At 66.2% G+C, this 19,479-nt stretch carries 19 protein-coding genes and 1 pseudogene; 16 read left to right on the top strand and 4 right to left on the bottom strand.

The window, feature by feature from the left end; genetic code table 11:
• The coding region (locus tag ABD225_RS14275) for a hypothetical protein (RefSeq protein WP_344086751.1) at nt 1–260 on the top strand (260 nt) is incomplete at its 5' end.
• A 607-nt stretch (nt 261–867) separates the two neighbouring features.
• Here the strand turns inward: ABD225_RS14275 and ABD225_RS14270 are convergent.
• Nucleotides 868–1,191 carry a hypothetical protein gene (locus ABD225_RS14270; RefSeq protein WP_344086748.1) on the bottom strand — a complete coding sequence of 108 codons (324 nt, stop codon included), beginning with the start codon at nt 1,189–1,191 and terminating at the stop codon, nt 868–870.
• Nucleotides 1,192–1,445: 254 nt separating this feature from the next.
• Between ABD225_RS14270 and ABD225_RS14265 the strand changes: the two genes are divergently transcribed.
• The 6 genes from ABD225_RS14265 (at nt 1,446) to ABD225_RS14240 (ending at nt 6,783) form a co-directional block, all read left to right on the top strand.
• The gene (locus ABD225_RS14265; protein ID WP_344086745.1) at nt 1,446–1,592 is read left to right on the top strand and encodes a hypothetical protein; all 147 of its coding nucleotides are present in this window, start codon (nt 1,446–1,448) and stop codon (nt 1,590–1,592) included.
• A 451-nt stretch (nt 1,593–2,043) separates the two neighbouring features.
• Nucleotides 2,044–2,274 carry a hypothetical protein gene (locus ABD225_RS14260; protein ID WP_344086742.1) on the top strand — a complete coding sequence of 77 codons (231 nt, stop codon included), beginning with the start codon at nt 2,044–2,046 and terminating at the stop codon, nt 2,272–2,274.
• 330 nt (nt 2,275–2,604) lie between these two features.
• Nucleotides 2,605–5,076, top strand: a complete 2,472-nt coding sequence (locus tag ABD225_RS14255; protein ID WP_344086739.1) for a phage/plasmid primase, P4 family — start codon at nt 2,605–2,607, stop codon at nt 5,074–5,076.
• A 65-nt stretch (nt 5,077–5,141) separates the two neighbouring features.
• On the top strand, nt 5,142–5,951 hold the full coding sequence (locus ABD225_RS14250) for a hypothetical protein (RefSeq protein ID WP_344086736.1): 810 nt from the start codon (nt 5,142–5,144) through the stop codon (nt 5,949–5,951).
• Nucleotides 5,951–6,349: a hypothetical protein gene (locus tag ABD225_RS14245; protein ID WP_344086733.1), complete on the top strand. Its 399-nt coding sequence runs from the start codon at nt 5,951–5,953 to the stop codon at nt 6,347–6,349. The genes ABD225_RS14250 and ABD225_RS14245 overlap by 1 nt, the downstream gene beginning before the upstream one ends.
• 35 nt (nt 6,350–6,384) lie before the next feature.
• Nucleotides 6,385–6,783 (top strand): hypothetical protein, encoded by a 399-nt coding sequence (locus ABD225_RS14240; RefSeq protein ID WP_344086730.1) that lies wholly within the window; start codon nt 6,385–6,387, stop codon nt 6,781–6,783.
• A gap of 270 nt (nt 6,784–7,053) precedes the next feature.
• Here the strand turns inward: ABD225_RS14240 and ABD225_RS14235 are convergent, their stop codons facing one another.
• Together ABD225_RS14235 and ABD225_RS14230 are read right to left on the bottom strand one after the other, a co-directional pair.
• On the bottom strand, nt 7,054–7,680 hold the full coding sequence (locus ABD225_RS14235) for a hypothetical protein (RefSeq protein WP_344086727.1): 627 nt from the start codon (nt 7,678–7,680) through the stop codon (nt 7,054–7,056).
• Between the two features lie 188 nt (nt 7,681–7,868).
• Nucleotides 7,869–8,492: pseudogene (locus ABD225_RS14230) on the bottom strand (ATPase, T2SS/T4P/T4SS family); the annotation flags it as partial.
• 205 nt (nt 8,493–8,697) lie between these two features.
• Between ABD225_RS14230 and ABD225_RS18765 the strand changes: the two are divergent.
• From ABD225_RS18765 to ABD225_RS14195, 7 genes are all read left to right on the top strand, one after another.
• On the top strand, nt 8,698–9,267 hold the full coding sequence (locus ABD225_RS18765) for a phosphatase PAP2 family protein (RefSeq protein WP_425564449.1): 570 nt from the start codon (nt 8,698–8,700) through the stop codon (nt 9,265–9,267).
• Between the two features lie 106 nt (nt 9,268–9,373).
• The gene (locus ABD225_RS14220) at nt 9,374–11,068 is read left to right on the top strand and encodes an ABC transporter substrate-binding protein (protein ID WP_425564446.1); all 1,695 of its coding nucleotides are present in this window, start codon (nt 9,374–9,376) and stop codon (nt 11,066–11,068) included.
• 129 nt (nt 11,069–11,197) lie between these two features.
• Entirely contained in the window at nt 11,198–12,205 is a 1,008-nt protein-coding gene (locus tag ABD225_RS14215; RefSeq protein WP_344086718.1) for an ABC transporter permease, read from the top strand.
• A 6-nt stretch (nt 12,206–12,211) separates the two neighbouring features.
• Entirely contained in the window at nt 12,212–13,192 is a 981-nt protein-coding gene (locus ABD225_RS14210; protein ID WP_344086715.1) for an ABC transporter permease, read from the top strand.
• 5 nt (nt 13,193–13,197) lie between these two features.
• Entirely contained in the window at nt 13,198–14,232 is a 1,035-nt protein-coding gene (locus ABD225_RS14205; RefSeq protein ID WP_344086712.1) for an ABC transporter ATP-binding protein, read from the top strand.
• The gene (locus ABD225_RS14200; RefSeq protein ID WP_344086709.1) at nt 14,229–15,362 is read left to right on the top strand and encodes an ABC transporter ATP-binding protein; all 1,134 of its coding nucleotides are present in this window, start codon (nt 14,229–14,231) and stop codon (nt 15,360–15,362) included. Before ABD225_RS14205 ends, ABD225_RS14200 begins: the two co-directional genes overlap by 4 nt.
• A 61-nt stretch (nt 15,363–15,423) precedes the next feature.
• The gene (locus ABD225_RS14195) at nt 15,424–16,152 is read left to right on the top strand and encodes a VIT1/CCC1 transporter family protein (RefSeq protein ID WP_425564445.1); all 729 of its coding nucleotides are present in this window, start codon (nt 15,424–15,426) and stop codon (nt 16,150–16,152) included.
• Between the two features lie 112 nt (nt 16,153–16,264).
• Here the strand turns inward: ABD225_RS14195 and malQ are convergent, their stop codons facing one another.
• Nucleotides 16,265–18,376 (bottom strand): 4-alpha-glucanotransferase, encoded by a 2,112-nt coding sequence (malQ, locus tag ABD225_RS14190; protein ID WP_344086706.1) that lies wholly within the window; start codon nt 18,374–18,376, stop codon nt 16,265–16,267.
• A gap of 124 nt (nt 18,377–18,500) precedes the next feature.
• Here malQ and ABD225_RS14185 point away from each other — a divergent pair, with 124 nt between their 5' ends.
• Together ABD225_RS14185 and rsrA are read left to right on the top strand one after the other, a co-directional pair.
• Nucleotides 18,501–19,202, top strand: a complete 702-nt coding sequence (locus tag ABD225_RS14185) for a sigma-70 family RNA polymerase sigma factor (protein ID WP_425564444.1) — start codon at nt 18,501–18,503, stop codon at nt 19,200–19,202.
• Nucleotides 19,199–19,462: a mycothiol system anti-sigma-R factor gene (gene rsrA, locus ABD225_RS14180; protein ID WP_344086700.1), complete on the top strand. Its 264-nt coding sequence runs from the start codon at nt 19,199–19,201 to the stop codon at nt 19,460–19,462. Before ABD225_RS14185 ends, rsrA begins: the two co-directional genes overlap by 4 nt.
• Nucleotides 19,463–19,479 lie beyond the last annotated feature (17 nt).

Genomic DNA, 19,479 nt, shown 5'->3' with positions numbered 1-19,479 from the left:
GCGACCACAAACCTGCAGGTCAACCCATCACCGACCCGAGCAGGCGGCGAAAGTGGCCTAAGTCAGGTTACACGGTCGTTGGCGCGAAGGGGAGCCTCGTTCGGAACCCGAACCTCGCGACTCAAATGACGTTGCTCAACCTTTCCTGCAAGCTACGGATCGAGCTCGGCCTGTCGCCCGCTGCAGCGTTAAAGCTCCCCGCCCCGACGAAGGGTGGCGTCGGCGCGGCGCTCGCGGAAGAGGAAGCTGCGTTCGACTGACAGCTCGCGGACCCACGATGGGTCCCGAACGCACCCGGTGCCTTGAACGACCGCCCGCAGTCCGGACACACAATGGGCTCCCGGCCCGCCTGGAGCTGCTGCCGGTGCTGGCAGTAGGCGCTGCCCTGGTGTTGCGCCAGCCGGACTGCAGCTACCTCTGTGTCGCAGAGGGGACACACAACGCGCGGCAAGCGAGCCGGTTCCCGGCAGCGCGCTGTCCCTTGGTGCTTGCCGAGCTGCTCGTAGGCGCGGCCGCAGTCCGGACACACGGACAGCCGCGACCCCGGCTCCGGCTCCAGCTCCTGTCCAGCGGCCAGTGCGATAGCCGCTACAGCCCGGAGACACTTGTCGGTCCCCTGGTGGCGGTGGAGCCGCCGTTTGCTGACCTCGCGGCCGCATAGGGGACAGTCTGTCCGGGCGGCGCAGTACTGCCTCTCCTCCTTGACGGACTGCAGGAGCGACTGGACGGCCTGTCGAACCGGGCCGGGACTAGGCCACCCGTGTACCCGCCTTGTCTCGGCTACGGACTCCACAGCGAGGCCAGAGAGCCGAGCTACCACCACGGTCGGGCGCGGGTCCAGCAGCACCCGCATCTTGTCGGTCGGGGTCACCGACCGGCGAGCCGCTCGGCTAGGGCACGCTGGCTCGCGAGATCGGGGAGCGCGGACAGCAGGAGCATGTCGGCTTCGTCGCGGATCCCGTACTCCCGACAGAGCTTGTCGAGCCGGTTGTCGTCGCGGAGCGCGTTGGCCAGTGCCTGCACGCCAGCGACGAGCGATTCGGGGTTGTCGGTCTCGAGGCCAGTCGCTTCTTTGCACGCGGCGATCAGCGCGGCCAGGGTGGCCTCCTGCTGCTTGGCGACATGAGCTTGAGCCGCGTAGCGGTCTTGGTATTCGGCGGCGGTGTCGACGAGGACTTGGCAGTTATCCATACCCCGAACCGTAGGCGGGGCGAGTCGGCTGTGGCTAGCCTGGGGGTACATCCCCGCCGGGTCCGTTTTCGGGGTCTGACTCAGGGTGACTCGGGTGAGTTAGTTAACTCCATGAGGAAAACACTGTCCAGTTAACTAACCCCCCCAAGTCACCCTGAGTCACTGAGCTCAAGCTGACCTCGACGACTCCGATGGCCTTGTAGACGACTTTTGCGTCTGACTCGCCGCAGGGGTGGCCTCTGCCGCGTCCGGCTGTGCCGCGTCCGGCTGTGCCGTATGCCCGTGGTGGGCTGCTGGGGCATGCCCGTGGTGGGCTGCTGCCGTATGCCCGTGGTGGGCTGCTGCTGCGTCCGCGAACGGCAAATAACGCCATCCGCTGCGGGTCCGTTTTCGGGGTCTGACTCAGGGTGACTCGGGTGAGTTAGTTAACTCCATGAGGAAAACACTGTCCAGTTAACTAACCCCCCCAAGTCACCCTGAGTCACTGAGCTCAAGCTGACCTCGACGACTCCGATGGCCTTGTAGACGACTTTTGCGTCTGACTCGCCGCAGGGGTGGCCTCTGCCGCGTCCGGCTGTGGCCCCGCCGTATGCCCATGGTGGGCTGCTGGGGCAGTTACCACGACTCGCTGTGAGACAGGGTTCAATTGCGCATTTAGCTGCGAAACGGCATCAGGTGCCCTTAGTGATTGCGTACTGCCCGCAGGGGGTATACGGTTCCTATCAGTCATCAGCGCAAAGCAGAAGTCGCGCCAAGGCCTGCCGGGTAGCCAAGGGACGCCTGGTCGACAAAACCTGTCTGGCAAGTAGCCGAGCCCTTCCCTCAGCTACTAGCCGAAAGGGTCTAAGGCCCGTGACAGCCCGTGCGGAATACACCAAAGCCATCTTCAGTGCCGCTGCTCACTTGAGCGCGGTGGTTCGCAACCCGGACCACACCCGTGAGGAAATCATCCTCACAACGCAGAATCTCAACGCGGCGCGGCTCGCCCGCTTTCTCCACGACATGGAGATCAGCAACCCCGACTGCCTGTCGGCGGAGCAGCGGGCGGAGTTCTCGCTCCAGCTGGTGGCGCCCAATGCATGAGAATGGCCGCCCCCGACGAGAAGCGGCCAAACCCCAAGGCAATGAGCGTAAGCGTACCTCACGCTGTCCGGACTGTAACGCTGCTGCCAATCTCTCCCACAAGCCCACGTGCCCGCTAGACCGCGCGCTCTTGCAGGCTTATGCAGCCGATGATGCCTGGTTCGCTGCTAACCCTACCGAGACGCAGCGGCTGCGGCCATGCGAGCGTGCTGAGAAGCAGATGCTCCGCTTCACGCTTGGCATCACGCACCCGCAGGCGAACGTGTTGGTCACTCGCGTAACCGGGGACAAGGTCGTCCACGCGTATGACGGAGCAATGGTGGGCGAGCTGTGAGCGAGAACCCTTATCGAGACGCTGCGCAGGGTTACCTCGCCGCTGGCTTCAATCCGCTTCCCCTGCCTTACCGACAGAAGGCCAGTCCACCCTCAGGTTTCACCGGTCGCGACGGCCGCGAACCGACGAAAGCACAGGTCACAGAATGGGCCCAACGGGGACCGCAGAATGTCGCTCTGCGTCTCCCGGCCAATGTCATCGGGATTGACGTCGATAACTATGCGAAGGGTGGTCGCCAGCGGACCGGAGGCCAAACCATCGCACGGGCCCAGATCGAGCTTGGCCTGCTGCCTGACACGTGGCGGTCTACCTCGCGTCCGGGCGACCCTGTCAGCGGCATCTACTTGTTCCGGGTGGAACCGCTGCCGGAAGGTCACAACTGGCCAGAGGCGATCGGCACCAACGTCGAGATCATCCAGCACAGCCACCGCTACCTGGTGGCCGCGCCGAGCATCCACCCGGACACCGAGCGACCCTACGAGTGGTTCGGTCCGGACGGGACGCGAACCGACGAACCGCCGACGGTCGATGACCTGCCGGAACTGCCGGAAGGGTGGCGCACCTGGCTTCTGCAGGATCACATGGAGGTGATGGGAGCCGCCCCGCCCCTAGCCGACGCTACGCCGTTCATAGAGCTCTCGGAGGATCGACAGGTCCGTGCACGGGACGCGGTGCGTCGACGTTCCGACAGCTGGCGCGCCACGTTCGCGGAGGCGGCGGATTGGTCGGACGGGGAGCGTGACCGGAAGGGACGTGGCTGGGAGGCTCTAGTCCGAGATGCAGCCTACGTTTTCGCGGGTCTTGCGACTGCCCCCTGGTGCGAACTGGACGAGGACGCGGCCCATGCGTTGTACGAGGAGGTCGTTCCGGCGGAGGTGCGGGCTGCGGTTCCGGAGAAGTGGACGAGCAACCTCCTCGCCAAGTTTGCGTCCGGACTAAAGCCAATCCCTGTTGCACCGTGGCAGGAGGCTATCCGAGAGTCGCCAGAGGTCGATTTCACGTCTGTTGGTCCGACTGACTATCCGGATATCCCGCCCAGCATTTCTGACGCGCACCTTGCCCCGTGGGTGGCCTATAAGGGTCTCCGTGGCGACTGGTGCTATTCCAGTGGCTTGGGCTGGCTCCATTGGGATGGTCGCAGGTGGAACCCGAAGGACGACCAAGATGTGCGTGAGGCAGTGCGTGCCGCTTTTGTCCAAGTCGTATCTGATGTCACCAAAAGCGGTGCCAATGCAGCCACCCTTCGCCAGTATGCCCGCCTGTTAGATGCCGGAAAGATCGGCGCGGTGCTCGGTCTCGTCAAGGGTGTTGTTTCTGTGGCCGCCGACCAATTCGACCAACAGGCGGATCTACTGAATGTCGCAAACGGTGTCGTTGATTTGCGGACCGGGACGCTACTGCCCCACGACCGGAAGCACTACCTGACCAAGATCACGAAGGCGAGGTACATCCCAGGCTCGACCCACCCGGACTGGGAGACCGCGCTCACGTGCCTTGATGGCCCCGTGATGGAATGGTTGCAGATCCGATTTGGCCAAGCTGTTACTGGATACCCGACGTCGGACGATATTCTGCCAATCGGCCAAGGCGGTGGCGCCAACGGGAAGTCGACGTTGCTTGCTGGCCTCGTGGCCGCGCTTGGTGACCATTTGGTGATGGTGCCTGAGAAGTTGCTTCGCGTGAGCAATGGCGACCATCCAACCGAGATGATGACGCTATTCGGGACGCGACTGGCCATCATTGACGAGACGCCCGAGGCTGGGCAGCTAAACGTTCCGCGTCTGAAGGCAACGCTTGGCGCGCCATTGATGACTGCGCGGTTGATCCGTAAGGACAACGTCAGCTGGCATCCGACCCATTCGCTGTTCGTTATGACCAACCACCTTCCGCGTGTCGGTGAAACGGACCACGGCACATGGCGTCGGCTAGCTCTTGTTCGATTCGACAAGAAGTACGCGGTCTCTAATCTGCGCGCGCGGATTGAGCGTGGCCACGGCGGACGCCGCGAGGCGGTCTTGGCGTGGGTCGTCGCAGGTGCCAAAGCCTGGTATGCCAACGACCGCACCATCCCGGAAGCACCCGACCGGGTAAAGCGCGATACAGAAGCGTGGCGCAGTCAAGCGGACTACATCCTGGCCTACATCAACGACCGAATCGTCTTTGACCCTCTGGCATGTGTTCGCTCCCAGGACCTTCTGCACGATTTCAACGATTGGCAGACGGACCGGGGCGCGAGGCCGTGGAGCGATCAGACGTTTGCCTCCCGCTTCGGGGAGCACTCGCTGGTCCTGGCGCACCCGGACGTCGTCAAGGTGCAGCAGCGGAAGCCGAAAGGCCTTCAGCCCATTCCGGGGACGCAGCTATCAGCGGAGCAGTGGGCGCGAGCCCATGTGTGGCTCGGCGTCCGGTGGCGCGGAAACCAAGACGACGACACAGATAACCCACCCCTCAAGAAGAAAGCGAACTGATGTTCAATCTCCACCAGAAGCACCCCGGCGCGTATGCGCGCCTGACCACGCGGGGTAATCCCGTGATGCAGGAGCTGATCGAGAAGCACCTGCCGGAAGCCGCCCAGATGGATGAGCGGGCGCGGTCGCTGAAGGCGGCTGCAGCCGCCTACAACCCCGCCCCGACCGGTGGCGACGCCGACGCGGCGGTCGCCCGTGCAGTCGCGGCGGACGGCCCGGTCGTGATCCCGGACGACCTGGTCGACCTCGTCGTGCAGGAGCAGCTCTACGCCGATTCGTTCGCCCGTACCGAGGCGGTCCTCCAGCGGGCACTGGACAACCTTCTGAACGAGCGGGACGCCCTGGTCCGGCCGAAGCTCAACGCGATGCTGGCGCACCTGCACGCGATGCTGCAGGCGGCGCTCACCGACCCGACTCGCTACGCGCAGATCCGGGACGCGCAGCGGGTCCTCCTCGACGTCAACGTTCGCAACACCGCTGGCGACCGTCAGCAGCTGGGGCCGGAGTACGACCAGCTGTCGACTGCGCTGCACGGCACCGGCTACGCCGACGCGGCACTGATCGCCAACGCGGAGGCGGTCTACCCGCGCTTGATCAAGGAGCGTCGCGGCGAGGTCGACTTCACGAAGCCAGCGCCATACCCCGTCCTCAACTACGGGGCGGGCGCGGCGGAGCACCGGGAGTACCTGGCGTGGCTGGTCGCGTCGCCGACCGCAGAGGCCTGGGTCCCGACGATCCCGCAGCTGGAGGTGCGTCTGGGCGAGATCAACCGCGCGGTTCGGGCGAACGCGATGCACGTCAGCTTCTCGGCGGAGAGCGGGGAGGTCATCCGCACGGATGAGGACCTCGACGCGGTCCTGGGGAGGGGTTTCTGATGGCCGACTCCATCCTGACGGGCGGTGGCCTGGCCTACCCGATCCCCGACAAGCCGACGAGCGACTGGTTCCAGGCGCTGCATTCCGCTGTGCAGCAAGGCGATCAGCGTGCCAAGCTCACCATGCGCGAGTACGAGAAGCAGCGGGACGCCCAGCGCGCCAAGCCGAAGCCGCGTACCGGCCCGACCGCGACCGAAGCTGCAGCCGCGTACCTCCGGCAGCAGGCGGCGGAGAAGTCCCTGTCCGGCTGGGAGAAGACGCAGCAGGAGGCGGCGGACGGCCTGGCCGCTGCGAAGGAATTCGATGAGCGAGCCGCCTCGATGCGGAGGCACCCGGCTGGCTCGCAGTACTACACCGACGCTGACGGCGCCATTGTCGTCGACGACCTGCTGTCGTAACGGCAGCAGGACCAACCCAACCCTAGGAGAAACCCATGGGAGACATTTCCCCCAACGATGAGGTCATCGAGCGGGCACCCGTGCTCGCGGCGGACCGAGCCGGCTGGTCCGTGCAGCAGCTCCGGATCGAGATCCAGATCCGGAACAGTCAGCGGCCGAAGTTCGGCGAGCTGTACCCGCACTTCAGCGGCGCGCGAGAGCGCGTCGGGGCGGGCGGGGTGGCCACCACCACCAAGACCCGTATCGTCGTCCCGGACAACAAGGAGCACGACGGCCCGACGCTGGAGGCAGCGCTCGCCGCGGACGACCTGTACGCCGAGTGGTTCTGGGCCGCCAAGCAGGCCGGGATCAACGTCCAGACCCAGCCCTACCCCGGCGACGACTGGAAGTCCAATCCCTCTGCGCTGCATGTGCCTTGGGGTCTGTCCCGCTAACTCCCCCAGACCGTTGGCCCTTCCCGCGTGGCTCGCCTTCTCGCGCGGGGAGGGCCAACACCCTTGTTAGGCCGAAGGGCTCGCCAGTGATCCTTCGTTGGACTCGCAGGAAGTGTTGGTGCACTTGCGGATTGGGATCCATGTTCTCTGCCCCGCAAGCGGGGTGTCGTCTATCCAACGACTCACGACCACTCTGGCACCGCAGACCTTGCAGGGTCCGGGACGGTAGCTCGCCCGATCGGTAACGCTCTCGGTCATCTGCGTCCCTTCCTACGCTCCACGTCGTTCCCGAACGCGGTCTGCCACGATGCCTGCCGATTCGCCGCTCGTGATTCGCCGGAGCGCGGTGTCGCCTTTCCTGCCAACGCACAGCGCTAGGTCTCCTGGCGTCATGCCAGCTTGTCGGCAGGCAATGGCGAGGTTGGCGCCGTAGTCGTCGTCTGACAGCCCAGCCTCGACCCAGAGGCGTCTTTCCGCGGGATCAATCCATGCGCGTGCCCAGGCATTGGGGGGTCCGAGTGGGATGAGCTCATCGAAGGTCGGAGTGAGACGGGACTGTCGCCGACGAGTTTCGTTGTTCCACTTCGGTTTTGCCGAGGAGCCAAAGAAGCCGTGGAAGTCGCGCTCGACGTCCTGCAGCGCACCGTCAACGACTGCCTTGGGTGGTTTCCTGGCGATCTTGGTGCGGGGCAGCTGTGCCGATGGGCGAGGAGGTCGGACGTACCGTTGCGCGCGTTTCTTCGGCATCAGCGCTGGCGTGGGCGGTTTGGTGAAATGGGCGCGGATGGAGTGGGCGAGCTCGCCCGACAGCTTCTGGTCAACATCGCGGAAGTGCTCGCCGATGCTGCCTAGGTACGCGATCACTTCGTCCGGATGAACGTCTAGGTCGTTCGCCACCGAACGGATAGTGGGCGGAGTGGCCAGGGGAAGCTCCTCTGTGATAGTGCGGCCGTGGACACGTCATGTCTAGCACGGACCTCAGACATGTCAAACCCACGCCTGTGGATAACCCGTCGTTACAGAACCGTAACACTCGGCTTTTCCCGTTGCAGCACAACGGGATACGTGCGGCAGAGCGCTTGTTAGCGGCCTGCCTGCGTTCCGCCGGCGACGAGGATGTTCAGGCCGGACACGACGGCCGCGTCGAGGAAGCGCGCGGCATTCGGGGTGATCGTGCCGAGCGCGACGAGGTCCTCGAGACGGTCCGCCTTGGCCACGAACTTGCGGATGTTGACCAGCCAGTGCGCGCGCGTGATGTCGGGAATCACGCAATGGAGGCGACTGCCGTCGGGCAGGACGGCGTCGACAAAGGGGGAGGAGAGGTCCACACGCCGACCCGATGTGCGCAGCATCCGCTCGACCAAATCGCGCACAGCGTCATCGGTCAGGATGGTCGGTGTCAGCTCGGCAATTCCGTTGCGGGCCACAAAGACTCGCCACGGTTCGTTGATCCAGATCTCTTCGATCTGCGGGTCGTCGAGGTACTGCTGGAGCGGTCCATAGCCCGCCACGGCGTCGAGAATCGAGCGGGTCGCGGCATCCAGATCGTCCAGCCGCGGCAGGCCGCCATTGATGGAGCGGTCGTCATAGTCAGCGACCGCATCGCGCACAACGCGACGGATCTCCAGCAGATCCAGGAGTGGGTCGAGGTCAGAGCGGCGAATCTGCTCGCGGACATCGTTCTCGATCGTTGCCACTGCGCCGTCCATCGCGCACCCCCTTACCTGATCCACACCAAGGACCCACCGCCCCCGGCCAAACGGACCTTACGAGGGCTGTCGCGATCCCGCTCGGCGAGATCCGGTTATCCCCAGGTTCTTAGGGAAATCTTTAGAAAGGGAGCCATTGTCCACAGGGTCCGAACGTGGGGTCTTGACACGCAGCGGTGCGCGCTTCTCGTCGTGGAGCGCTGAAATGGTGGCGGAGCCCAGCTATACCTACGCCCGGCCGCGAGTTGCGCGCTCCGGTGCGAAATCAGCGCTCCGCGGCGAGATCCCGGCCGTATGCCGCCCCCGCCCGCCCCGTCGGAGCGCTCCATGGGCAGGTCTTACCCTCCTCGTATGCCGCCCGCCCCGGTCCCGCGTCAGGCCGCGGGCGAGCCTGATCTCCTGGGCAACCACACCGCGAGTCAAGGAGGCCATCGGGCGGGAGCGGCCGGCATACGACAACCCCGTCTGGAGCACCGACGGGCTCTCCTTTCCCTCCGGCCACGCGAGCAACGCCGCCTGCGCCGCCGTCCTCGCGGCCGGCATCCTCATACCTCTGATCACCACCCACCACCAGCGCGCAGCCACCGTCCTTGCCGCCCCATTCGCCCTGCTCACCGGACTGGACCGCATACTCCTCGGCGTGCACTACCCCAGCGATGTGCTGGCCGGCTGGTGCTTGGGCGCGGGAATCGCCCTTCTGGGCGTGGCTGGAGCACGTCTCCATCCGGTAACGAACCGACGCGCGGACGGTCCCGCTGTCAGGGGTGCGGCATAAGGTGCCAAATCAGCAGCGGGTGTGCCGGTCGGCATACCCGCGGCACCGCCAGGTCCAGGCGGCGGGCACCCCGCGGCCGGACGTTGTTAACACAGTGAGGTAGCTAATGAAGCTCACGCGCTTGAAGACCACCGCCGTTCTCGCGGCCTCGGTCTCTCTCGGACTGGCCGGGTGTGCCACGTCCGACCGGACCACCGACTCCGGCTCCGCCACCGGATCCGGGTCCAGCACCGCCAGCGGCGGCGCGGGCGACACCTTCACCTTCGGCGCCGCCGGTGCCCCCGAGGTCTTCGACCCCTACTACGCCTCCGATGGCGAGACCTTCCGCGTCACGCGGCAGATCTTCCAGGGCCTCCTCGGCATCAAGCCCGGCACGGCCGACCCCCAGCCGGAACTCGCGGAGAGCTGGGAGCCGTCGGAAGACGGTCTGACCTGGACCTTCAAACTGCGCCAGGGCGTGAAGTTTACCGATGGTGAGGCCTTCAATGCTGCCGCCGTCTGCTACAACTTCGAGCGGATGTTTGACCAGAACGAGGTCGCGCAGGCCGGGCCGGCGGAGTATTGGGCCTACACCATGCTCGGCTTCAAGGGCAGCGAGACCGAGTCGCTCTATAAGAGCTGCGAGGCCAAGGACGACTCGACCGCGGTCATCAACCTGACTCGCTACACCTCCGACTTCCCGGTCATGCTGACCCTGGAGTCCTTCTCCATGCAGAGCCCCAAGGCGCTCAAGGATGGCGACGCGAACAACGTCCAGAAGGAAGGTGACGGCTTCAAGTACCCCGCCTACGCCATGGCCCCCGTGGGCACCGGCCCCTACAAGCTGGGCAAGTACGACGAGGCCAACAAGACCATCTCGCTGGTTCGCAATGACGACTTCTGGGGCGAGAAGGCCAAGACGGCCAACCTGGTCTTCAAGATCATCCCCGACGAGTCCACCCGTCGCCAGGAGCTCGAGGCCGGCAGCATCAACGCCTACGACCTGCCGAACCCGGCTGACTGGAAGGGTCTGGAGGACGCCGGCAACAAGGTCCTCGTGCGCCCGGCCTTCAACATTCTCTACATGGGTCTGAACCCCGAGAAGAACTCCAAGCTGCAGGATCTGAAGGTCCGCAAGGCGATCTACATGGCGCTCAACCGCGACCAGCTTGTCGCCACCCAGCTGCCTGAAGGAGCCAAGGTCGCGACTCAGTTCATGCCCGACACCGTCGCCGGCTACAACAGCTCGCTGCAGCCGACGAAGTATGACGTCGAGGGCGCCAAGGCCCTGCTCAAGGAGGCCGGAGCCGAGGGTATGACGCTGCAGTTCGCCTACCCGTCCGAGGTTTCGCGGCCCTACATGCCGAACCCGCAGTCGATCGCGGACGCCCTGACGGCCGACCTCGAGGCTGTCGGGATCAAGGTCGAGGTTGTCACCAAGCCGTGGAATGGCGGCTACCTCGATGGAGTCGACAACGGCCTGTTCGACGCGTGGTTGCTCGGCTGGACCGGTGACTACAACTCCGCGAACAACTTCATCGGCACCTTCTTCGGCAGCGATGTCAACGACTTCCACACCTGGAAGACGGACTTTGGCAAGACCCTGTCCAAGGAGCTCAGCGACGCCAACGGGATCGTCGACGAGGGCAAGCGCACCACGGCTTACGAGGCGCTGAACCAGAAGATCATGGAGGAATACCTCCCGGGTCTGGCGATCAGCCACAGCCCGCCGGCGCTCGTGGTCGGCAAGGGCGTCGACGGCCTGACGGCCAGCCCGCTGACCGCCGAGATGTTTGACACGGTCACGGTCGCCAAGAGCTGATTGCTCGACGGCTACACCAGATAGGGTGACGGCCGCCCCGGCAGTGCCGCCGGGGCGGCCGTTCCCGTCCGCGACGTTCCGTCCTTCAGGCCGGTCCCGTCCCATGACCCCGCAAGGAGGTGAGGTGCGGTGCTTCGCTTCATCGTGCGCCGACTGGCGCAGATGGTCGGCGTGGTCTTCGTGTTGTCCCTGCTGCTCTTCCTGTGGCTGCGGCTGCTGCCCGGTGGCACGGTGTCCGCGATCCTCGGCGATCGCGCGACTCCCGAGTCTCGCGCGCGGCTGGAAAAGGCGCTCGGTCTCGACGAGCCGCTCTGGATCCAGTACTGGCGCTATCTGAAGCGCGCGCTGACCGGCAACTTCGGCGCCTCGACGGGTGTGCTGCCGGGCCGGGACGCCTTCGACATCTTCCTGGCCCGCTTCCCGGCCACAATCGAATTGAGCATCTTCGCGATCCTCATCGCCGTGCTGCTCGGCATCCCGATGGGCTATCTCGCCGCCCGTCGCCGTGCCTCGCTCTTCGACAACTCCAGCATCATCGTCTCGCTCATCGGCGTCGCCGTCCCCGTCTTCTTCCTCGCCTTCCTGCTGCAATACATCTTCGCCGTCAAGCTCGGCTGGCTTCCGGTGTCCGGCAGACAGGGCAATATCAATGCCACGCGCGTCACCGGCTTCTTCGTCCTCGATGGGCTCCTCACCCGAGAATGGGACGCCGCGTGGGATGCGCTAAAGCACCTGATCCTGCCAGCCTTGACGCTCTCCACGATCCCCTTCGCCGTGATCTTCCGGATCACCCGCGCCTCGGTTCTGGAGGTGCTCGATGAGGATTTCGTCCGCACAGCCGAATCCAAGGGCCTGACCAACCGGGTGATCCGGGGCCGGCACGTGCTGCGCAATGCGCTGCTGCCCGTTGTGACCACGATCGGCCTGCAGGTCGGCGGCCTGCTGGCCGGGGCCATCCTGACCGAAAGCGTCTTCTCCTTCGGTGGCATCGGCGAAGCCCTCGCCTTGGCCTTCGAGCATCGTGACTATTCCGTGCTCCAAGTGCTGATCATGGCCTCGGCCGCGACCTTCGTCCTCGTCAACTTGATCGTCGACATCCTCTATGCGGTCATCGATCCGCGCGTTCGGACCAGGTGAGGTGACATGAGCGAAACCCCCAAGGGCTGGCGCCCCGGCGCCGCCAAGAAGGAGCGCATCGATGCCCTCGCGGCGACGGTCAGCGATGCCGGTGCGATCGACGAAAAGCCTGGCGTCTCGCTGATCGCGAGCGCGTGGAAGCGCCTGCGCCGCGACCGTATCTTCCTCATCGGCCTGACCATCACCGTCATCTTCGTGCTCGTCGCGATCTTCGCGAATGTCATCGCGCCGCACGACCCGACCAAGCCGATCCCGGAACTGATCTCCAAGGTGCGTCGGCAGACCAATCCGATCCCCGGTCCGGAGCCCGGCTTCCCGCTCGGCTCGGATGACCGCGGCCGCGATCTGCTCTCCCGGTTGATTGTCGGAAGTCGGCAGACGCTGATCGTCTGTGTCTTCGCGACGATCTTCTCGCTCGCGGGCGGCATGATCCTCGGCACCTTGGCCGGCGCCGTGGGCGGCTGGGTCGACTCGCTGGTGATGCGGATCGTCGACATCCTGCTCTCGATCCCGTCGCTGCTGCTCGCCTTCTCGGTCGCGGCGATGGCCGCCAAGCCGAGCCAGTGGACGGTCATCATCGCCATCTCGATCGCCTACCTGCCGGTGTTCGCGCGATTACTCCGTGGCTCGATGCTGGCCCAACGACATAGCGACCACGTCTTGGCCGCGCGCGCTCTCGGCGTCAAGGAAGGCGCCGTCGTCTTCCGCCACATGCTTCCCAATGCGATCGGCCCGGTGATTGTCCAGGCGACCCTGGTTCTCGCGACCGCGGTCATCGACGCCGCCGCCCTGTCCTTCCTCGGCCTCGGCAACCCGAACGACCGGCAGCCGGAGTGGGGCCAAATGCTGGGCAAGGCGCAGGAGTATCTCGCCGACTACCCGCACATGGCGTTCTATCCCGCGGCCTGCATCATCGTCGTCGCCTTCGGCTTCACGCTGATGGGCGAATCCTTGCGCGAAGCCCTCGACCCCAAGACCCGCAGGTGAGCACCATGACCACCAGGGCGTATGCCGCCGACACCCGTGCCGGCGAACCCCTCCTCACCGTCCGCGACCTGAGCGTTACCTTCCTGCGGCAGGGCGAGAAGCCCTTCACCGCCGTTGACGGCGTCAGCTTCGATGTCCGGCCCGGCCAAACCGTCGGTCTCGTCGGGGAGTCCGGCTCCGGCAAGTCCGTCACCTCCCTCGCCATCATGGGCTTGCTCCCGGCGCGCGGAAACCAGGTCACCGGCACCGCGACGTTCGACGGAACTGACCTGCTCGCGCTCGACAACAACGCCATGCGCGACCACCGCGGCCGAGACCTCGGCATGATCTTCCAAGACCCGCTCTCGTCCCTGAATCCCGTGGTGCCCATCGGGATTCAGGTCACCGAGGTCCTGGAGCGGCACAAGGGCATGTCGCGCAAGGCGGCGATGCCCAAGGCCCGCGAGATGCTCGACAAGGTCGGCATACCCGATCCCGACCGGCGGCTGAAGGACTACCCACACCAACTCTCCGGAGGTATGCGGCAGCGCGCGCTCATCGCGATGGCGTTGGCCTGTGAGCCGCGACTGCTCATCGCCGACGAGCCGACGACGGCCCTAGATGTGACGATCCAGGCGCAGATCCTGCAACTGCTCAAGGACCTTGTCCGCGACAGCGGCACCGCGCTCATCATGATCACCCACGATCTCGGCGTCGTCGCTGGCCTGTGCGATGAGGTCAATGTGATGTATGGCGGCCGGATCGTCGAGCGTGGCCTGCGGCACGACCTCTTCGCCGCGCCGCGCCACCCCTACACCCACGGGCTCCTCGGCTCCATCCCGAGACTGGATGGGGCCCGCGGGGAGCCGCTGCACCCCATACCCGGCTCCGTCGCCGACAACCTGCCGTGGGCACACGCGTGCGCCTTCGCTCCTCGCTGCTCGCAGCCGCTGCCGGTATGCCGTGAGGTCACCCCGGATTTCGTCGAGGACGGACCGAACGCCCTGCGCTGCCATAACCCCGTCGGCCAGCCGCTGCGCGATCAGGAGGTGAGCTCATGACGATCTCCGATGACGTGCTCGTCGACGTCCAGGGCGTCAAGGTGCACTTCCCCATCAAGAAGGGTGTGATCTTCGACCGGACGATCGGTTATGTCTATGCCGTCGATGGCGTCGACTTGCAGATCCACCGCGGCGAAACCTATGGCCTTGTCGGCGAATCCGGTTGCGGCAAGTCAACCCTCGGACGCGCCATCCTTAACCTCGAGCCGCCCACCGAGGGCAAGGTCATCTTCGATGGCACCGATATCGCCAGCCTCAAGGGCGAGACCTTGCGCCGCAAGCGCCAAGACATCCAGATGGTCTTCCAAGACCCGCTCTCCAGCCTCGATCCGCGCCAGTCGGTGGAGTCGCTGCTGCTCGAGGGGATGAAGGCGCACGGGCTGGTCAAGGACGCCAAAGCGGCGAACGCGCGACTGCGTGAACTGCTCAAGGCGGTCGGCCTCCCGGCCGCCGCCCTGCAGAAATACCCCCACGAGTTCTCCGGCGGCCAGCGTCAGCGCATCGGCATCGCCCGGGCGCTCTCGGTCGATCCGAAGCTAATCGTCGCCGACGAGCCGGTCTCGGCGCTCGATGTCTCCGTGCAGGCCCAGGTCATCAACCTGTTGGAGGATCTCCAGCAGGAGTTCGGCCTGACCTATCTCGTGGTCGCCCACGACCTCGCCGTCGTGCGGCATATCAGCGACCGGGTCGGCGTGATGTACCTCGGTGCCCTCGTCGAGGAGGCCGCCGCCGACGATCTGTATGCCGCACCGCTGCACCCCTACACGCGCGCTCTGATGTCGGCTGTGCCCGTTCCCGATCCGGTCGTGGAGGACCGCCGCGAGCGGATCCTGCTCACCGGAGACCTGCCCTCGCCGGCGAACCCACCCAAGGGGTGCCGCTTCCATACCCGCTGCCCGTGGCGGCAGGAGACACGCTGCGACACCGAACGGCCGCAGCTGCGCGTCGTCGAGATCGACGGCGTCCCGGCAACCCATCGCGTCGCCTGTCACTTCGCGGAGGCCATCGCGTCCGGCGAGATCCGCCCGCACGACGTCGCCGCGATCGCGGTCGACCCGAGCGCGCAGGAGTCCGACGACTTCGGTTCGTTCGGCGGCCCGGCAACCGTCGGTGAAGTCACGGACATTTAAGGACACCCACAACGATCTGCCGGGCGGAGTTCGCAAAGGCCGAAGGACGTAGCCTCGTGGGGTGAGCGATGCGAGCGGCCCGCACGCGGGTGAGCCTGAGATTCATGTCCAGAACACCGCGGGCCGCCTGAACTGGCTGCGCGCGGGGGTCCTCGGCGCCAATGACGGCATCGTCTCAACCGCGGGCCTGGTGATCGGCGTCGCGGCGGCAACGACCAACCGCGGCGCGATTTTCACCGCCGGTCTCGCCGGGCTGGCAGCCGGGGCGATGAGTATGGCGGTGGGGGAGTACGTCTCCGTCAGCACCCAGCGCGACACCGAGAAGGCACTGCTGGCCAAAGAGCGCCAGGAACTGCGCGATGACCCCGCGGCCGAGTTGGCGGAGCTCGCGGAGATCTACGCCGCGAAGGGGCTGGACGAGGGCCTCGCCCGGGAGGTGGCTGAGGCTCTGACCCGGCAGGACCCGCTCGCCGCCCACGCAGAAGCCGAACTCGGCATCGACCCGCACGAGCTGACCAATCCGTGGCAGGCGGCGGTCGCGTCCTTCGTCTCCTTCACCCTTGGCGCCCTGCTGCCGCTGATCGCCGTGCTCAACCCCTCGGCGAGCTGGCGCATCCCCGGAACCGTCATCGTCGTCCTGCTCGCGCTCGCCCTGACCGGTTATGTCAGTGCCCGCCTCGGCGGCGCCGTCATCGGCCGCGCCGTTGCCCGCGTCGTCGCTGGCGGCATCGCCGCCATGGCCGTCACATATCTCATCGGGCGCCTCTTCGGCACCGCCATCGGCGCCTGATCGCGAATGTAGGTTTCCCGCCCGATGCCACTTTCTCTTCCTTTGTGCCGGAAAGCTTCTGGCACAAAAGAAGGGTTTCCGGCATCGGGCGGGAAACCTACAGCCGGCCCGGTTATATCAGGGAGCGGGTGAGGCGGGCGGGGAGGTGGAGGGCGGTGAGGTCCTCCAGGGTCACAAGTTCGCCATCGGGGCCGGTGAGGGGCACCCGCCAGTTGGGGTACTCCGTGTCCGTGCCGGGCTGGTTGACGGCCCGGCGATCGCCGACCAAATCGGGCACGCTGACGCCGAGCAGCTTGGCGGGCGAGCGCGAAAGATAGGTGTGCAGCGCCGCCACGAACTCCTCGACATTCGCCGGATCGTGCGGCAAATCCTGCTCCGCCAAGGCGGCGGCCACCTTCTCGATGGCCGCACGCTCTTCGGCCTCCTCGACCTCCAGCGGCCGGGTCAACAGGCCCAACTCCTTGCGCAGCGCAACATGCGCCAACTCCAAGTAGCCCGCAGTCGGCGGCAGGTCGTGCGTGGTGACCGAGGCGAGGCACAACTCCCGATAGCCCTCCGGCGGCAGGGGCTTGCCGTCCTTCCACTCAAACCACAGGATCGAGGTGCCGAGGATGCCGCGCTCCTTCATGAATTCCCGCGCAAAGGGCTGCACCACCCCGAGGTCCTCGCCGACAACAACCGCACCCGCCCGATGCGCCTCCAGGCACAGGATGCCGATCAGCGCCTCGTGGTCGTAGGCCACATAGGTCCCCTCGCTCGGCGTCAGCCCCTGCGGGATCCACCAAAGCCGGAACAAGCCGATGATGTGATCGACCCGGATGCCTCCGGAGTCACGCAACACCGTGCGCAGCATGTCCCGGTATGGCGCGTAGCCGAGTTCCGCGAGCCGGTCCGGGCGCCACGGCGGCTGGCTCCAGTTCTGCCCGACCTGATTGAACTGATCCGGCGGCGCCCCCACGTCGATGCCGCGCGCCAGCGCATCCCCCAGGCCCCAGGCGTCCGCGCCCGATGGGTGCACACCGACGGCGAGGTCGTGGACCACGCCGAGCGCCATACCCGCCTCTTTGGCGAGGCGCTGGGTCGCGGCCAATTGGTCCTCCAGGACCCACTGCAGCCACCGGAAGAAGTTGATCGCCGGGGCATTCTCCTCGCGGAAGGCCGCCACCTCGGCGGTTCCGGGGCTGCGCAGCGTTTCCGGCCACTCGTTCCACGCATCGCCATGCACATCGCTGAGCGCGCACCAGGTCGCGAAGTCGACCAGGCCCTGGCCCTCGCGCTCACAGAAGCCGTCGAAGGCGCGACGACGCCGGTCGCTCAGCCCGGCATCGAAGACCAATTGCAGCGCGGCGCGCTTGACCGTCCAGGATGCATCGCGGTCGATGGTTGCTCCGGTGTTCAGAGCCTGCCCGGAGCGGGAGAGTTCGGCGATCGCGGCCCGCGTCGCCGATGGGAGATAGCCGACCTCGGGGATGTCTTCGACCCGGATGTAGAGCGGGTTGACGAACCGCCGGGTGGTCGGCAGATAGGGCGAGGCCTCCATCGGAGCCTGCACCTGTGCCGCGTGCAGCGGATTGACCAGCACCCAGTCGCAGCCCAGATCCGCGGCGCCCCACGTCGCGAGGTCCGCGAGGTCGGCGAGGTCGCCCACGCCGTAGGAGTTCGCGGAACGCAGTTGGTAGACCTGCGTCATCAGCCCGACCATCCGCCGGTGGCTGAGCCCAGCTGGCAGCTCCAGCCGGTGCGGGGTGACGATGACGGTGGCGCATGCCGGCTCGTCCCGTCCTTCGACGAACGCGTGCAGGATGTGCCACCCGAGGGGCAGGTCGCCGGGCAGTTCGAAGGTCGCCTCACCCGTCTCGACACCATCGACGCTGCGCGGAGCGACCCAGTTGTCCACCTGCCGCACCGGGATGATCCCGCCGTCCTCGAGCGCGATCTCGACGCGCACCGAGGAACCGTGCGGGACGTGCACCGGAATCCACGGCGTCCAGCCGGCCCGCATCACGACGGTCGGCGGCAGCGTCCGCCGCCACGTGCGCAGCCATACCTCGTCCCGAGCCTGCAGGACGTCCGCATCGGTCTCCACGGTGACGCCGAGCGCCGTGAGCACTCGCTGGATGGTCTCCGCGCTGACGATCGTATGAACGCCCTGCCAGTCCCAAAATTCGGTCGCGACGCCATACGACTGGGCGAGGGCGGCGAGGTCAGCGGAGGGGGCGGTCATGGGGAGGGACTCCTTCGTCCGATCAGTGGGAGGTAGGCGGGCTTAGTCTCCCACGCCTTGGGAATAGCCAAGCCCGAAGCAGGCGTTGCCACGCGCAGTTCCTGTCCCCGCCCACGGAGGCCCGGTGTTCGTCCTTTTGCAGCAGTCCGCGCACAGTCCGCAGCTAGGCTGGTCCGCGATGACTCCCACACCGCCCACCCCTGAGCTCGACGAGCAGGCCGCCACCGTCGACGTGACCACCGAGACGCCCGCCGAGCGGCAGGCGCGTTTCGAGGAGCTCGCGCTGCCCCTGATCGATCAGCTCTACTCTGCGGCGCTGCGCACGACGCGCAATCCCGCGGACGCCGAGGATCTGGTCCAGGAGACCTACGCGAAGGCCTTCGCCGCCTTCCACCAGTTCAAGCCGGGAACCAACCTCAAGGCCTGGATGTACCGCATCCTGACCAACACCTATATCAACAGCTATCGCAAGAAGCAGCGCGAGCCGTTGCAGTCCGATGCGGCTGAGATCGAGGACTATCAGCTCGCCCGCGCCGAATCGCACAGCTCCCGCGGCCTGCGCAGCGCCGAGATCGAGGCGCTGGAGCACCTGCCCGATAGCGAGGTCAAACGCGCTCTCCAAGAGTTGCCCGAGGAGTTTCGTCTCGCGGTCTACTTCGCCGATGTCGAGGGCTACGCCTACAAAGAGATCGCCGAGATCATGGGCACGCCGATCGGCACTGTGATGTCGCGGCTGCACCGCGGCCGTCGCCAGTTGCGTGAACTGCTTTCGGAGTATGCCGTGGAGCGCGGCTTCCGGGGTGCGGATGGCGGTGAGCAGGAGTGAGCCAGGAGATCAACGAGGCGGACTGCTCCGAGGCCTTGCACCGAGTCTTCGAATATCTCGACGGCGAATTGCCGGACAGCGAGCGCGGCAAGATCGCGGCGCACCTGGCGCACTGCGCGGCGTGCCTGCAGCAGTACGACATCGACACGATGGTTAAAGGCATGGTCAAACGCTCCTGCGCCCAGGAGAGCGCCCCGGCCCACCTGCGCGGATTGATCGTCCAGCGGATCACCGCCGTCGAGATCCGTTACGTCGACTGACGCGGCATACCCCAGCC

Origin of the sequence: Nostocoides veronense, assembly GCF_039531185.1 — a bacterium.
In the GTDB taxonomy this organism is placed as follows: Bacteria; Actinomycetota; Actinomycetes; order Actinomycetales; family Dermatophilaceae; genus Nostocoides_A; species Nostocoides_A veronense.
The sequence above is the reverse complement of the archived record's forward strand: the minus strand, read 5'-3'. Positions and strand labels throughout refer to the sequence as shown.

What these genes read in the sequence shown, in the direction of transcription:
- ABD225_RS14270 (WP_344086748.1), bottom strand. Translation starts at nt 1,191, where the DNA reads ATGGATAACTGCCAAGTCCTCGTCGACACCGCCGCCGAATACCAAGAC.
- ABD225_RS14240 (WP_344086730.1), top strand. Translation starts at nt 6,385, where the DNA reads ATGGGAGACATTTCCCCCAACGATGAGGTCATCGAGCGGGCACCCGTG.
- ABD225_RS14220 (WP_425564446.1), top strand. Translation starts at nt 9,374, where the DNA reads ATGAAGCTCACGCGCTTGAAGACCACCGCCGTTCTCGCGGCCTCGGTC.
- ABD225_RS14245 (WP_344086733.1), top strand. Translation starts at nt 5,951, where the DNA reads ATGGCCGACTCCATCCTGACGGGCGGTGGCCTGGCCTACCCGATCCCC.
- ABD225_RS14200 (WP_344086709.1), top strand. Translation starts at nt 14,229, where the DNA reads ATGACGATCTCCGATGACGTGCTCGTCGACGTCCAGGGCGTCAAGGTG.
- ABD225_RS14210 (WP_344086715.1), top strand. Translation starts at nt 12,212, where the DNA reads ATGAGCGAAACCCCCAAGGGCTGGCGCCCCGGCGCCGCCAAGAAGGAG.
- malQ (WP_344086706.1), bottom strand. Translation starts at nt 18,376, where the DNA reads ATGACCGCCCCCTCCGCTGACCTCGCCGCCCTCGCCCAGTCGTATGGC.
- ABD225_RS14205 (WP_344086712.1), top strand. Translation starts at nt 13,198, where the DNA reads ATGACCACCAGGGCGTATGCCGCCGACACCCGTGCCGGCGAACCCCTC.
- ABD225_RS18765 (WP_425564449.1), top strand. Translation starts at nt 8,698, where the DNA reads ATGGTGGCGGAGCCCAGCTATACCTACGCCCGGCCGCGAGTTGCGCGC.
- ABD225_RS14250 (WP_344086736.1), top strand. Translation starts at nt 5,142, where the DNA reads ATGCAGGAGCTGATCGAGAAGCACCTGCCGGAAGCCGCCCAGATGGAT.